Source organism: Dysgonomonas termitidis (assembly GCF_042654545.1).
Classification (GTDB): domain Bacteria; phylum Bacteroidota; class Bacteroidia; order Bacteroidales; family Dysgonomonadaceae; genus Dysgonomonas; species Dysgonomonas termitidis.
The window spans coordinates 117,971-134,499 of the sequence record NZ_JBHSGN010000076.1 but is presented as its reverse complement, the minus strand read 5'-3'; the positions used below and the strand labels follow the sequence as shown (position 1 = coordinate 134,499).

The following is a 16,529-nucleotide window of genomic DNA, read 5'->3' as shown; positions in this document are numbered from 1 at the left end:
ATTCAGGCTCCTTCTTTTATATTACTAACATTTACTTCTCTACCGAACTTTTTTCTTTATCGGCTTTCCATATTCTGTATTTCACCTCATAACCCTTTGGCGCATATATTACAATAGGCAATTTGCTGTTGTATCTTACAATAAGGGTTTGGCCGCTGACAAACTTGTTTTCGTTTGGTTTGTTACAGGCCATCATTGTGGAACGGGTTTGCCCGTCAGAAGTAAACTCATAATAAGTATATCCCCAGCCTTGCAGGTCTTTTTCTTCCAATTTACCCATAAGCGAGTGATGATTACAATCTACGCTCATCACTTTTCCGGGAATAATCTCTACTTTGTACAATGATTCATCTGACTTCTTTTTCATTTCTATTACGTGTCTTACCATCCCTTCTCCGGCTTTAGGGAATGGAGCCAGCGCCTTCTCTATATCGTTTTTTTTATCCTGTGCATTCATTGAAGTTGTGAATGATAATAATACGGCTACCGAAAGTAGTGTCAGCATTGTTTTTGTTAAGTTCTTCATTTTTACTTATTTTTAATTAATACCTATATTTTAATCACTTATACTGTATAGATGAACAAAATGTTAAAAAGCTGCATCTATATGTCCGGTTAGTTAACATCCGGACAGACCGATTTGTTTATATAATCTTCTTAACATGGAAAATAGGAACGAATTAATTTATAAAAAAAATATCTTTTCCTTTTTAGTTTCTATCTTTGCATCCTGATATTCTGAAAAAATATAAAACAATATACTATATGACTAAGAAATTCAAAAGAACCCTCGTTACATCGGCCCTTCCCTATGCCAACGGGCCTGTCCATATCGGGCATCTGGCAGGCGTTTATATTCCTGCCGATATTTATGTGCGTTACCTCAGGCTGAAAGGTCAGGAAGTAATACACATCGGAGGTTCTGACGAACATGGGGTACCGATTACCATACGCGCCAAAAAAGAAGGTGTGACGCCACAGGATATCGTAGATAAATATCATACCATAATCAAAAAATCGTTTGAGGATTTCGGCATATCCTTCAATATCTATTCGCGCACAAGTTCGGAGATACATAAGCAAACAGCTTCTGACTTTTTTCTCAAACTATATCAAAGCGGAGATTTTGAAGAAAAGACAAGCGAACAATATTTCGACGAAGAGGCGCAAATGTTCCTTGCCGACCGCTACATAATGGGTGAATGCCCGCATTGCGGCAATCCGAACGCATACGGAGACCAGTGCGAATCGTGCGGAACATCTTTAAGCCCTACCGACCTGAAGAATCCCCGTTCCACAATTTCAGGTTCGACACCTGTAATGCGAGAGACAAAACACTGGTACTTGCCTCTCGATAAACACGAGTCATGGCTTCGCCAGTGGATACTTGAAGACCACAAAGAATGGAAGCCGAATGTGTACGGACAATGCAAATCATGGCTCGATATGGGATTACAACCCCGCGCCGTAAGCCGCGACCTCGACTGGGGTGTACCTATTCCTCTGCCGGACGCCAAGGGGAAAGTGCTTTATGTATGGTTCGATGCGCCTATCGGTTATATATCGAATACAAAAGAATTGTTACCTGACAGCTGGGAGAAATGGTGGAAATCGGAAGATACAAAATTGCTTCACTTCATCGGCAAGGACAATATCGTATTCCATTGCATCGTATTCCCGGCCATGCTGAAAGCAGAAGGCTCGTTTATCCTACCGGAAAACGTTCCGGCAAATGAATTCCTGAATCTCGAAGGAGATAAAATATCCACATCGCGCAACTGGGCTGTATGGCTGCATGAGTACCTCGACGATTTTCCGGGACAACAGGATATCCTGCGTTATGTGCTTACGGCAAATGCCCCTGAAACTAAGGATAATGACTTTACATGGAAAGACTTTCAGGCTCGTAACAACAATGAACTGGTCGCCATACTCGGAAACTTCATCAACCGTGCGCTGGTACTTACTCAAAAATATTTCGACAATAAAGTCCCGCAGATACACGAGTTGACCGGCTACGATAAAGAAACCCTGAAAGAGTTTGCCGACGTAAAAGAAGTGGTGGAATCATATCTTGAGACATTCCGTTTCCGCGATGCACTGAAAGAAGCTATGAACCTGGCCCGTATCGGGAATAAGTACCTGGCGGATACCGAGCCGTGGAAAGTGGCTAAAACAGATATGTCCCGTGTGGAAACCATAATGAATATCGCATTGCAACTGACAGCAAATTTGTCTATCGCCTTCGAACCATTCCTACCGTTCAGCGTGCAGAAAATCCGCCAGTTCATTAATAAAGATAATCTGACATGGGAACAACTGGGCAGAATAGATCTATTGCCGGCAGGCCATCAGCTGAACCCTTCGGAACTGCTATTTGCCAAGATAGAGGATGAAGCGATCGAAAAACAAATACAAAAGTTGCTTGACACAAAGAAAGCCAATGAACAGGCTGTGGAGATAAAGGTTGCCCCTCAGAAAGCAAATATAGCTTTCGATGATTTTGCAAAACTCGACCTTCGTGTAGGCAAAGTATTGGAATGCATAAAAGTGCCGAAAGCTGATAAACTGCTCCAGTTCCTTATATATGACGGAATGGGCAAACGTACAATCATATCGGGTATCGCCGCATGGTACAAACCCGAAGACCTTATAGGCAAACAGGTATGCTTTGTGGCTAACCTTGAGCCACGTAAGCTGAAAGGAGTGGAATCGCAGGGAATGCTGTTGTCTGTGGAAGACAGTGATGGAACACTATCATTGATACAGCCGCCTAAAGACGTAACTCCGGGCAGCCAGATAGGATAATAATTTAATGAAATAATGTGCCGGTATGCCAATGTAGAATGGGATACCGGTATTTTCTATTCCGAAAGGATAATAGAATCATATTTGAGCTGTGGTTCTTCGTTCAGGATGCTCTTATAATCCAGACAAAATTTATCATAGCATTGCTTTGACAAACCTTTTTGTCCTAACTTATATAAACTCCGGCATTTGATCTGCACGGAATCTTCGTCTATACTATCATGTATAAGTATTACATCAGCCAACTTTACCAACAGCCGGAAATCGTCTTTAATACCCATACTTTTTGCTGCTTTGAGCAAATTATTGATAAGCAGATCGGAATAACCGGACTGATATTTATCTGCCCATCTCTTATCTATATTCGGCAGCAACAAACCCGCTGATGCAATATCAATAATCTTTTCCACGGTGGCTTTATTCATTCTATCGCTACCTGATATTTCATGCAACAGATTCATTACAGTTACATAATCGCAAAAGGTATCTTTCCCGATACTTACGTGCCAGTAACTGTTATCTTTCTGAAAAGCTACATCGCCTGTTTCCTGAAGAAGAAGCCGTAGTTTACGGATATTTACATTCCGGTTGTTTGTCGCCTTGTTCTTATCCATATCAAACCAGAACTGCTCATCCAAACGCTCGGATGTTATTCCTTTTCCCGTAGCAATATATTCGAGCAAACACATAAGGAACATTTGCCTGATTACCGGAGTAAAGTATCCTGTGATATCATTGCCTTTACGGTCGAAAATCTGAAAACCTCCCAGCAGCGATATCGTGGACTGTTTCTTATCTTTATAATAATGAGCAGGCTGTACCTGCAATTGTTCCGGAAAAGAATCTCTATTTCCCACAGCCTCAGGGTGGATATTTTGTTTATTATATCCGAATCTCATAATCAGAGAGATAATCAACAGAACCACCACGGCCAGCAAACCTATTACGATATAGGTCACAGGCGAATTACTGAATGCCCCACCTGCATTATATACCGGTAAAATATCCGGTTGAGACAATGGTGGATAAAGTAAAGAATATATACCGATTTCAAACGCTCCCTCTTCTGTTCTCTGTAATATAACCGCATATATGCCGGAATTTTTATATCTGAACATATCACAAAAAGACTCTGTATCCTGAAAATTGTATGGTATGGAATCGGACAGGAACCTGTAAGAAAAGTCATCCATATTCACTTCCATCAGGCGTATAGAAGATTTATAAACATCGCTTCTGTTGGCAAGAGTATAAAACTTATTCTCCGCCACATTGATTATCATCGAATTACCAAAAACATACGGCTCCTGCATTCTGGTCAACATACCTAGTTCCTCAGTTGTCTTGTTCCTTGTATCGATCAATTGAAGATCATATATATTGTACGAAGAAGCCTCCTGCAATCCGGTCTTGCTGCCATACCCCCCGAATACGAGTATCTGTCCATCTCCCAGATACCCCATCGATGACAAATAACGGGGGGTCAACTGGCCGATAAGGTCATTTGACTCCCACTCTCTCGTGCCTGGATTATAAGTCGATAAAGCAGCGCTATATCTGTACAGGCCGTAGCCTCCGAATATGACCAGTTGATTTGTATACGGATCTATGAACCTGTTATGATGCTGAATATACAAAGACATATCCACCGGACTCCCCGACCATGTATCTGACCCGAAATCATACAGTATCAGTTCGGGCTGGCTTATGCTGTATGATATAAGCCTGTCAGCTTTATAATCATAGATCAGATAGCTGGATGCCCCCTGAAAAGGCCTGCCGCTATTAACCTTTATACGTTGTACCGACTTATTCTTCAGATGCATTATATATAAGCTGTCATTTGTGGCTACAAATACCCTGTTGTTAATAGAATCCGTTGCTATCTGGGGATTATAGTTCTTCGTAATCAGGCTCATATCTTTATTCCAGTTCGTATGCCTGTCTATTTCCCATATACCGTTCGATACAGTAGCCCTGTATCCGTTAGTTTCATCATATACAACGCCCGTATCATGTCTCCCCATATCCCATCTACGGATGATCTTTCCTTTCTCATCCTTTATTACGATATCTTTAACCGACATGGGAGGCACATCGGAAGTATAAAAAAACTTATGTCTGTTAGCTCCAAAGTATATCTTTTCTATAATAGATATTCCTGACGGATTATCGGGTGTATCAATCTGTATTTCATCTCCGTCTATGGAAAATGTTACTGAGCCCGTACGGACCTCTATCTTTACTTTCACCCATTTGTCTTCGAGTCGTTTGCGCTCATATTTATATTCCGATGAGGCTTTCGTGTTATGTATGCCGTTAAGTATAAGATTGATGCGATTATTCCCCAGATAAGATGTCATATCCAGACTTGTAGTATCATTTGCTATAATCCTGAATATATATCCGTATGTATGGTTACTGTTTGTAAGTTTAAGGTCAAATCCGAGTGTATATCCTTTTGAGAGTTTCAAAAATGCGTCGGGGAGTAAATCAAGAGAAGTCCTGTCATCCTTATTTACTTCATGTGACTTAAAATTCAATCCATATGAAAGATCCTTATCCATATCTTTGGATTGTGAGATAATAGTAAGGAAAGAAGAAAAAATAAAAACAAAAAGTATAGAAATTTTCATCTTATTTCTTTTAAGGTATAGCAGCTAGTACAAATTTACATAAAATTAGTTATTCGTAATTATATACAAAATATTAAAGGATCTTCCCGGACCGCACAGCCAAAAGACTCCTTTATGCACCATTTTACATAAAATATTAAATATCAACATAATTACAACAAAAACATACAATAAAAGGTCATCTTACCGGAGATACAAACAGATCATTCGTTAGTGTACAAATGAGACAAAAGTGTTGCTTTTGACGCCAATTAATAATTAATTAAGATACGGGTTAATAGCGGAAATATACGTTTGCACAATATAATTTGCAGACACAACAGTCAGCCTGAAAAACGATTTAGCTTTTATTTGAATATAATATTCCAACAAAAATATGAAGAAAAGTATATTCGTCTCTTATACCTTAATTTTACTGTTTTTACTAACAAGCAATATAAATGCCCAGAACAAAAGCCAGCCTGTAGATTTTGTAAATCCGTACATCGGTAACATAAACCACCTTTTGGTGCCCACGTATCCGACTGTACATTTACCTAACAGCATGCTTCGGGTATATCCCGAACGTGAAAATTATACAGGTAATACTATCGCAGGACTTCCCCTTATCGTCACAAGCCACAGGGGAAGTTCTGCCTTTAATCTGAGCCCGTATCAGGGAGCGGCAGATGATATAACAAGTGTGATTAACTTCGGCTACGACAATGAGATTATAAAACCTTATTATTACAGTGTCGACCTCGACGATTATAATATACATGCGCAGTATGCTCCGTCACATCAGGCAGGAATTTACGACATCGGGTTCGAAAATAATAATGAACCCGCCTATCTAATCCTCAATACCCGGAACGGGGAACTCAATTCGGAAAAGAATACAATATACGGATATCAGAATCTGAGCAATAATACAAAAGTATATATCTACTTCGAAACTGATATACAACCTTCAGAAGTTGGAACATACAAAGGGAATACCATAAATAGCAATGAAAAAACCACCCAAGGCCGGAACGCTTTTTATGTGATGAAATATCCTGCCGGAACCAAACAAATAAAAGTGCGTTACGGAGTCTCGTTTATAAGTGCCGAACAGGCTAAAAATAATCTAAGGCGTGAAATAAAAGACTATGATATGGAAAACGTAGCGCAAAAAGGCCGTGACATCTGGAATTCAACATTGGGAAAAATACAGGTTTCCGGTATCGACGAGAATGCCAAGACAGTTTTTTACACCTCTCTTTACCGCACTTACGAACGTATGATTTGCATTTCGGAAGACGGTAAATATTTCAGTGCTTATGACAGCAAAGTCCATGATGATGAAGGCCGTCCATTCTATACCGACGACTGGATCTGGGATACTTACCGTGCGACTCATCCGTTGCGCATAATTATCGAACCTGAAATGGAAAATGATATGGTTAACTCATACATAGTAATGACTCGCCAGATGAAAAATCCATGGATGCCAAACTTCCCCGAAGTGACGGGCGACAGCCGCCGTATGAATTCGAATCACGGGGCAGCTATGGTTGCCGATGCCTACATAAAAGGATTGAGAGGATTCGATCTCGAAGAGGCATACAATGTGAGTAAAGCGGCAATCACCGAAAAAACACTTGCTCCCTGGTCGTCCAAGCCCGCCGGAGTATTAGACCGGTTCTACAAAGAACACGGATACTTCCCGTCCTTATCAAAGGGAGAAAAGGAAACAGCTCCGGAAGTCCACGGATGGGAAAGACGCCAGCCTATCGCCGTTACTTTAGGTACAGTCTACGATGAGTGGTGCCTCTCGTTAATTGCAAAACAATTAGGGAAGAATGATGAAGCCGATTACTTTTCGAAACGTAGCTTGAACTACCATAAGGTGTTTAATCCCGAGACCAGGTTTTTCCACCCTAAAGATGCATCAGGCAAATTCATGGAAGACCTTGATTACCGCTTTCCACCGGGTATTGGCGGACGCGATGCTTACGATGAGAACAACGGATATGTATATCGCTGGGATGTGCCGCACAATATTGCAGACTTAGTGAGCATGCTCGGAGGAAAAGATGCTTTTGTAAAAGAACTTGAAGATATGTACAGCACCCCTCTGGGGAAAGGGAAACCCGATTTTTACCATATTTACGCCGATCATAGCGGTAATGTCGGACAATTCTCGATGGGCAACGAGCCTTCGATGCACATTCCGTATTTATACAATTATGCAGGACAGCCATGGCGTACGCAAAAGCGTGTGCATACCCTGCTCAATCAATGGTTCAGAAACGACCTGATGGGTATTCCCGGCGATGAAGACGGCGGCGGACTCACTGCATTTGTCGTATTTTCGCAGATCGGATTTTATCCCGTTACCCCCGGACTACCAATGTACGTAATAGGAAGTCCGACCTTCGAGATTGCAAAACTGGATATCGGCAACGGAAAATCATTTGAGGTTGTGGCGATCAATTATTCTCCTGAAAATAAATACATCCAATCAGCAAAGCTAAATGGTAAAGACTGGAATAAATCATGGTTCTCACATGAAGAACTGATGCGTGGAGGAAAGCTCGAACTTGTTATGGGAAAACATCCGAATAAAGAATGGGCCTCAGACGATAACGCTGTGCCGCCATCATTCAGCATGAATAAATAAAATTCAATTACTATACTACCACACGGCTATGAATATCAAAAACACGATTAAGAAAGTAACTGCTTCCGGTATATTCTTTTTATTTGCAATTATTACTTTTGCGCAAATAAAAACAGAACCGGTAGACTATGTAAGTATCCTGACAGGGACATTATCTAAATTTGAACTATCGACAGGTAACACATATCCGGCAATAGCCCGTCCGTGGGGGATGAACTTCTGGATGCCTCAGACCGGGGAAATGGGGAATGGGTGGTCGTATGTATATACTGCCGACAAAATCAGGGGATTCAAGCAAACACACCAACCCAGCCCATGGATGAACGACTACGGACAATTCTCCATCATGCCTATTGTAGACAAACCGGTTTTCAATCAGGACAAGCGGGCCAGCTGGTTCTCGCACAAATCGGAAGTAGCAAGACCTTATTACTATAAAGTATATCTTGCCGATTCGGATATAACAACTGAAATAACGCCAACCGACCGCGCGGCAATATTCCGTTTCACTTTTCCCGAAAAGGATAATTCCTATGTTGTTATAGATGCTTTCGACCGAGGATCTTATATAAAAATTATTCCGGAACAGAACAAAATCGTAGGTTACACAACGCGTAACAGCGGCGGTGTACCCGATAATTTCAAAAACTATTTTGTCATTGTTTTCGACAAGCCGTTTACCTATCAGGCAACTGTAGGAGACAGTGAAATCCGTAAGAACGAACTTGAAGCTAAAGAAAACCATACAGGTGCTATTATCGGCTTTGCTACAAAGAGAGGTGAAACTGTTCACGCACGTGTGGCATCATCATTTATAAGTCCCGAGCAGGCCGAACTGAACCTCAAAGAACTCGGCAGTGACAGCTTCGATCAGATAGCGGACAAAGGCCGCAAGGTCTGGAATGAGACATTAGGGCGGATAGAAGTGACAGACGACAACATAGACAACCTTCGTACATTCTACTCCTGTTTTTACCGCTCGGTACTATTCCCGCGCAGCTTCTATGAGATAGATGCAAAAGGAGAAGTTGTTCACTATAGTCCTTATAATGGCGAAGTCCTTCCGGGATATATGTTTACCGATACTGGTTTTTGGGATACATTCCGATGCTTATTTCCATTCCTGAACCTTGTATATCCGTCGATGAACGAAAAAATGCAGGAAGGTCTGGTAAACGCATACAAGGAAAGTGGATTCTTGCCTGAATGGGCCAGTCCCGGCCATCGCAATATTATGGTGGGGAACAACTCTGCTTCTGTAGTTGCCGATGCATATCTGAAAGGATTAAGAGGTTACGACATTGAAACACTATGGGAAGCCCTGAAACACGGAGCGAATAATGTACATCCTAAAGTTTCGGCTTCAGGGCGTCTGGGGTATGAATATTACAACAAACTGGGTTATGTGCCGGACGATCTCAGAATAGGACAAAGTGCCGCACGTACTTTAGAATATGCATATGACGACTGGACTATCTACAGATTGGGCAAAGCATTGGGCAAACCCGAAAGTGAAACCAGCATATATAAAGAACGTGCTATGAACTACAAGAATCTCTACAATCCGAAGTTCAAACTGATGACAGGGCGCAATGAAAACGGTGAATTCGATAAAACGTTTGTAGCCGAAGACTGGAGCCGTGCATTCTGTGAAGGTAACAGCTGGCACTGGAGTTTCTGCGTATTCCACGATCCGCAAGGCCTGATAGACCTGATGGGTGGAAAGAAAGAATTCAATACAATGATGGATTCCGTATTTATAGTACCGGGGAGCAAAGGAATGGAAAGCCGCGGTATGATTCACGAAATGCGAGAGATGCAGGTGATGGACATGGGACAGTATGCACATGGAAACCAACCGATACAGCATATGGTTTACCTGTACAACTATTCCGGTGAACCATGGAAAACTCAATACTGGGCACGCGAAATAATGGATAAGCTCTACAACCCCAATCCTGATGGGTATTGCGGCGATGAAGACAACGGACAAACATCGGCCTGGTACGTTTTCTCTGCACTCGGCTTCTATCCTGTATGCCCAGGCTCTGATGAATATATTCTGGGATCGCCATTATTCAAATCAGTCACCCTGAATCTGGAAAATGGGAAAAAAGTAGTTATCAAAGCTGATAATAATAGTAAGGCAAGCAGGTACATATCATCTATGACTGTGAATGGGAAAACTCATAGCAAAAACTACCTGACTCACGATACATTGCTGAAGGGTGCGAATATCAATTACAAAATGGCTACTACCCCTAATATAACAAGAGGTATAAATGCTGCTGATTATCCGTATTCATTCTCTAATGAGAAATAATGACAAATAAAATTCTGTATTAATCAAAAACAACCCTGGTACTCAGGTATCCCAAATTACCAAAGAAGTATATACATACGCCAACGGCTCATTTATAGGCTTCTTTTGGTAAAGCGGATAGCAGAAGATATTTTAATATTAATTAATATTGCATGCTGTATTTTCTATCTGATCCGAAAGAAACTTAAAAAGAATTAATTATATAAAAAATTGGAATCAACAAAGAATTAACCCTTAATTTATCCTCACATATATGCTCTATATTATACAAAATACAACAACAATGAAAGGCATTTTTTCATCTGAAAATTTGGCGGTTAGCTGTATTTTACTAGAGAGAGAGAGAGAGAGAGAGAGAGAGAGAGAGAGAGAGAGAGAGAGAGAGAGAGAGAGAGAGAGAGAGAGAGAGAGAGAGCATTAATTAAAAAAAGGCAAAAAAACAATAGGCCGGATATAACAAATAGAATCCGACTATTCTATTAAGAAACCCTTCTTCCGGGAAACTGACCAGTTCCCCGGAAGAAGGGTTTCCGTATTTATACACATCTGTTAAAATTATGGTTTGTAAGAGGGGAAAACACCCATTCATATTAAAAAGTCCGATTATTAACCTCTAAAATTTATAGCCTATGGGAAAACAAAAAAGATAACAGTAGATCAGAGATTTTAAACAACTAACCTTATTCGTAATTATTATAACAATGAAAATAACAAAAAACTCCCATCGACTGGACATTCCTCTGTGTCTAAGAGTTATAGAACACCCCTCTGAGACACGATTAAATAGTAAAGAACCGCAAATTACTAACTTTAATTAACCTATTATGAAAGACATTTTTACTAAGAAAGTATTTATGCGCATAAGAACGGTATTGCTTATAATAACATTATTAGCAATAGGAAGCCCGCAATACATATCGGCTTCAGTACACAAAACCGAACAAACCCAGAAAGAAGTAAAAGGGACGGTTTTCGACAGTTCTAACAAAGAGACATTACCCGGTGTCAGCGTTTTTGTAAAAGGAACAAACATTGCCACTATGACAGATGCAGACGGCAACTTCTCCATAAAAGTTCCGTATGCTGAAGCTACCCTCATTTTCTCATATATCGGATTCCAGCCACAGCAGATAGAACTGAATGGCAGAACAACCTTAAACGTTGATCTGGTAGAGGATATCAAGGCGCTGGATGAAGTTGTAGTTGTAGGTTACACTACTCAGAAAAGAGAGAATATCACAGGCGCCGTAGCAACCATCACTACGAAAGACCTCGTACAAAGTCCCACCGCAAATATAAACAACGCGCTAGCCGGACGACTTCCGGGTTTGATTGTAAACCAGTTCAGCGGAGGAGAACCGGGTGTCGATAAATCCGAATTGTTTATTCGGGGTAAGTCCACTTATGGGGATCAGTCTCCAATCGTAATCGTTGACGGAGTAGAACGTGACATGTCCTATCTGGCGGCAGACGAAATAGAGACATTCACTATATTAAAAGACGCTGCTTCTACCGCACCTTATGGTATCCGTGGAGCCAATGGAGTTATAGTTGTTACCACCAAGCGCGGTAAAGCTTCGGAAAAGGCTTCTGTGAACTTCAAGGCTTCTTTTGGATTTAATAAAGTAGGTAAGACCCCTAATTTATTAGGCTCTGCCGATTATGCGACTCTATATAACGAAGCATCGCGAAATGACGCCATGATGAACGGAACCCTGGAAAACTTTAAATATCCGTTCACTGACGAAGCTATTGCCAATTTCAGAATGGCTAAAGGTGATAATTCGGATGGCTTGGGATACAACTGGGACTATTTCGATTATATGTTCAAATCTGCCGCCCAGCAAGACTATAACCTGTCGGTTCGCGGAGGTACAGATAAGGTCAGATACTTTGTTATGGCCGGACATATGAATCAGGGAACCAATTACACACATGTAGATCTATCCGATTATGACACATCCCCTAATTTCAAGAAATATAATTTCCGTTCTAACATAGATGTGGATATTACAGATAAGTTCTGGGTGAAACTGGACTTGGGCGCACGAATAACTGACCGTACAAATATTGGTTCGGCGGCCAGCCGTCTGGTAAATATAGCCATGACCCAGCCTCCTTACCTGCCGATCGTTCTGGAACAAAATGATAATCCGGCGAATCAAAGTTATTTTGTCAGCAATCCTAAAGGTATGCTGTTCGGAGACCAGATATATCGTTTCAATCTATTGGGTGAATTATCCCGTTCGGGCTACCACAACCAAAAGTTCACTTATCTGGAAGGCAGCTTCTCTATGGGATACGATTTGGACTTCATTACAAAAGGATTAAAAATCGAAGGAACCTTCTCTTATGATGCCCGTGAAGAACAATGGACAAGGAGGGAGGTTAATACTTATAGCGAAGGATACCGCCAATACCCTTCTTACGCCACATTCAAGCCTACAGATGGTATTGACATTTACAGGACTCCCGGCCACTACCAAGGAACATATTCTACCGGTAATAAATACAACACAGACCAGACGGTAGGTAATAACTTCACTCAAAGCAACCCTTCTAACAGAACATATTATCAGGCAAAATTAATGTATCAGAACTCATTCGCACAGAATCATAATGTAGCGGGTATGTTTCTGTTCAATCGTTCCACAGAAGGGCAATATGATGGGCAATACATTCGTCCCGACCATAGGTATCAAGGCTTGACAGGACAGTTTACATACAATTTTTCCGATCGCTATTTTGCAGAATTTAACTTCGGGTATAACGGCTCCGAGAACTTTGCTAAAGAGAAACGTTATGGCTTCTTCCCTGCCGGTTCTTTAGGATGGATAATCTCCAACGAGTCATTTATGAACAGTACCAAATCGTGGATGGACTTCTTAAAGATCAGAGGTTCATACGGTTTGGTAGGTAGCGACAAACTTCCCGGAGGACGATTCGGATATCTGCAATTTTTCGAAAGCGGTGAAGGCTATAACTTCGGCGAAGGAGGCTTTAACACAAACCCGGGCGGATGGAGAGAAGGTGGATTGGCTAATAGAATACTGACATGGGAAAAGGCAAAAAAATTAAACATTGGACTAGATGCTAATTTTCTAAAACAGAGACTGCGATTCTCATTCGACTACTTCCACGAAAACAGGTATGATATCCTCACCGAACTGACCGGTGACAGGCTCGGTTTCCCTGATATAGTAGGAAAAGATGCCCCTCGTATAAATTCTGGTAAAGTTAAAAATCATGGACTTGAATTTGAAGTAACATGGTCCGACAAAATAGGCAAGGACTTCAGATACTTTATCAAACCTAATTTCACATTCGCCCGTAATAGGATTGATTACATGAATGAAGTTGTATATGAATATGTATGGAGAAGGAAAACAGGACAAGTTCTGGATGTAAATATGCTATATGTATTCGACCACTTCGTAGCAGATCAGGCAGAGGCCAACAAATTGAATGCCGACGGTTACCAGCCATGGGGAACTCTGATACCGGGAGATGCCGTTTACAAAGATCTGGATGGAGACGGTGTTATTACCGATCGGAATGACCGCATGGCAATGGGGTATCCCCGCAGCCCGGAAATCCAATTCGGATTACCTGTTACGTTACAATATAAAGGATTCGATTTCAGTGTACTCTTCCAGGGTGCGACAAACTCTACCATCATGCTGAAAGATGCTGCCGTATTTGATTTTCCTAACTTCGACCAGGACAAGATAGGACGCGTAAGACCTATGCATCTCGAGAGATGGACTCCTGAAACCGCGGCAACAGCCAAATATCCGGCTTTGCATATCGGTACACACTCTAATAATAAGAATGAAAGCAGTTCTCTTTTCATGTACGACGGTTCATATGTAAGATTAAAGAATATAGAACTCGGTTACACACTACCCCGCAAGATCATAAGGGTAGCAGGACTAAGCAATGTCAGAGTATATGCTCAGGCTCAAAATCTAGCCACATGGGATAAATTGGGTGATGTAGACGTAGACCCTGAAATGCGTAATGGAGGAGGGGACTGGTATCCTATATTGAAGGTATTTAATTTTGGTGTGGATATTACATTTTAATAAAATAACAAGAATATGAAAAGTTTCAAATATATATTAAGAGGTCTGCTGGCAGTCATGCTAATGTCTCTTGCCGCATGTAGCGAATATCTGGACAAGCAACCCGACGATCAGATTCCTGAAGAAAAAACTTTTGCCAGCTATGATAAGGTAAACCAGCTTGTAACAGACTTATACCTGAGAACAAAAAGATGTAATGCGCCAATGACATGGCTATCGCATTTTTCCTCTGCCGGTTTGACCGATGAAGCCGAGGCTACTAATGTGGAGGGAAATATCACAAACCGTTACAATAGTGGTGACTGGAGTCCTACAGCTGTACCTCAGCCGAACAATGATATGTTCTGGAAAGGAATTTACAATACGATACGCCGGGCCAACGTAATCATTACCGGAGTTGCAAAGTATAACACTCCTGACAGTGCTATCGATCCTGGAGACCTGAATATAAGGATTGGAGAGGCATATTTCATCCGGGGCTATCTGCACTATCTACTGGTACGCATGTACGGTGAAGTACCGTATATCGATTACGTAGTGGATGCCAATCAGCCTATGGACTTCAAGAAAGAATCGGTACATACGATCGTTAGTAAAATTGCGGCCGATGCCAATGAAGCGGCTAACCGCCTGCCTGCAATTCAAACAGGAATAAATTTTGCTCGTGCCGATAAAGGTGCCTGTTTAGGATTAATCGCTATCGCAAGATGGACTGCTGCTGCGCCGATGTACAACGGAGCTGCCAGTTACGGTTATACCGGGAAACGCGAATTTGAATCTGAATATGCTTACGACGTCAAGCGTTGGGAAGCTGCCCGTGATGCAGCTAAAGCTGTGCTTGATTTTCAGGCTGACGGCAAACCGCGCTACTCCCTCTATACCAAATATACTAATGCAGACTTCAATGACAGCGGTGGTAAAAACTATAATGGTTCTACTGTATATACCCGCCTTTGGCAAATGTTCTACGACGAAGAAGCATTCAAGAACGAAGCTGTTTGGTTTGTAACAAAAGACAAGTATGAAGGGTGGTTTGGTGATATGTATCCTCCTAGCCGCGGAGGAGGTTCCCGTCAGCAACCCGTACAGGAACAAGTAGATGAATATGAGTACATTTCTCCTGACGGATACGGTTATCCGATCTATGGCAGCAAAGCAATAGCAGACGGATACGATGATAGTGACCCATACATGTCGGTCAGGCGTGATCCTCGCTTCTACCGCGATATTATATTCCACGGAGCTGCATTCCGCGATGGAGGGAACAATCCTTCTGTTACAAATACGGCTTCCGGAAGTGATAAAATCGGGGCTAGCAATGCGACCACCACGGGCTATTATCACCGTAAATACCTGCAGGAAGGCTGGAACAGAAGCGGTAGTGTCTCCATAAGCGCCCCTGCTGTATGGCGGTTACCGGAATTTATCTATATCTATGCCGAAGCTGTAAATGAAGTATCGGGGCCAAATCAAGCGATATATGACCTTGTGAATACTGTAAGGGCACGTTCTTTTATGGTGCCTATGCCCGAAGCTTGTAAAACAAACAAGGATTTGATGCGGGAATATATCAAGCGTGAGCGCCGTGTCGAATTCTATTATGAGAATAAGAGAACATTCTACAGCCGTTTGTATCTGGAACCGACAACCGAATCGGAGTTGACGAAAGAACAACAATGGCTGGCGGCAGGTTCTACGAACAACGAAAGATCTAAAAACTACTGGACGCAATACCATCAACCATATCCTAAATGCCAGCGTATGATTAACGGTATGATGCCTGTAGAAGATCCTAATGGTAAAATCGAAGTTGGAGATAAAAAATACAGGATGGAACGTTTCTGTAAGGAAACACGGGTATTCGAGGCTCCTAAGCATTATTATTGGCCGATAATGCAAACTGAGTTACAGAAGGCCGTAAATCTGGTGCAAAATCCAGACTGGTAAATTTTATTGGTTATCTTGTGAAAGAGAGTTTATAGCTCTCTTTCACTGTTTTATGGCCTTTATTATTTATCTTTAGCCTCCAATAA

The 16,529-nt window shown here is 41.6% G+C and carries 8 protein-coding genes; 6 read left to right on the top strand and 2 right to left on the bottom strand.

The window, feature by feature from the left end; all coding sequences use genetic code 11:
* Positions 1 to 31: 31 nt before the first annotated feature.
* The gene (eco, locus tag ACFO6W_RS12580) at positions 32 to 526 is read right to left on the bottom strand and encodes a serine protease inhibitor ecotin (RefSeq protein WP_379996921.1); all 495 of its coding nucleotides are present in this window, start codon (positions 524 to 526) and stop codon (positions 32 to 34) included.
* A gap of 212 nt (positions 527 to 738) precedes the next feature.
* On the opposite strand from eco, the gene metG reads away from it, so the two are divergent.
* Positions 739 to 2,808, top strand: coding sequence for a methionine--tRNA ligase (gene metG, locus ACFO6W_RS12575; protein WP_379996985.1), 2,070 nt, complete (start codon positions 739 to 741; stop codon positions 2,806 to 2,808).
* 56 nt (positions 2,809 to 2,864) lie between these two features.
* Here the strand turns inward: metG and ACFO6W_RS12570 are convergent, their stop codons facing one another.
* Positions 2,865 to 5,444 carry a Kelch repeat-containing protein gene (locus ACFO6W_RS12570; RefSeq protein ID WP_379996919.1) on the bottom strand — a complete coding sequence of 860 codons (2,580 nt, stop codon included), beginning with the start codon at positions 5,442 to 5,444 and terminating at the stop codon, positions 2,865 to 2,867.
* Between the two features lie 376 nt (positions 5,445 to 5,820).
* Between ACFO6W_RS12570 and ACFO6W_RS12565 the strand changes: the two genes are divergently transcribed.
* The 5 genes from ACFO6W_RS12565 to ACFO6W_RS12545 all read left to right on the top strand — a co-directional run bounded on the left by ACFO6W_RS12565 (position 5,821) and on the right by ACFO6W_RS12545 (position 16,443).
* Entirely contained in the window at positions 5,821 to 8,088 is a 2,268-nt protein-coding gene (locus tag ACFO6W_RS12565; RefSeq protein ID WP_379996917.1) for a GH92 family glycosyl hydrolase, read from the top strand.
* A gap of 46 nt (positions 8,089 to 8,134) precedes the next feature.
* Complete coding sequence (locus ACFO6W_RS12560) at positions 8,135 to 10,411, top strand: GH92 family glycosyl hydrolase (protein WP_379996983.1); 2,277 nt, start codon at positions 8,135 to 8,137, stop codon at positions 10,409 to 10,411.
* Between the two features lie 283 nt (positions 10,412 to 10,694).
* Positions 10,695 to 10,832, top strand: coding sequence for a hypothetical protein (locus tag ACFO6W_RS12555; protein WP_379996915.1), 138 nt, complete (start codon positions 10,695 to 10,697; stop codon positions 10,830 to 10,832).
* A 403-nt stretch (positions 10,833 to 11,235) separates the two neighbouring features.
* Positions 11,236 to 14,496 carry a SusC/RagA family TonB-linked outer membrane protein gene (locus ACFO6W_RS12550; protein WP_379996913.1) on the top strand — a complete coding sequence of 1,087 codons (3,261 nt, stop codon included), beginning with the start codon at positions 11,236 to 11,238 and terminating at the stop codon, positions 14,494 to 14,496.
* Between the two features lie 15 nt (positions 14,497 to 14,511).
* Entirely contained in the window at positions 14,512 to 16,443 is a 1,932-nt protein-coding gene (locus ACFO6W_RS12545) for a RagB/SusD family nutrient uptake outer membrane protein (RefSeq protein WP_379996911.1), read from the top strand.
* Positions 16,444 to 16,529: the final 86 nt, after the last annotated feature.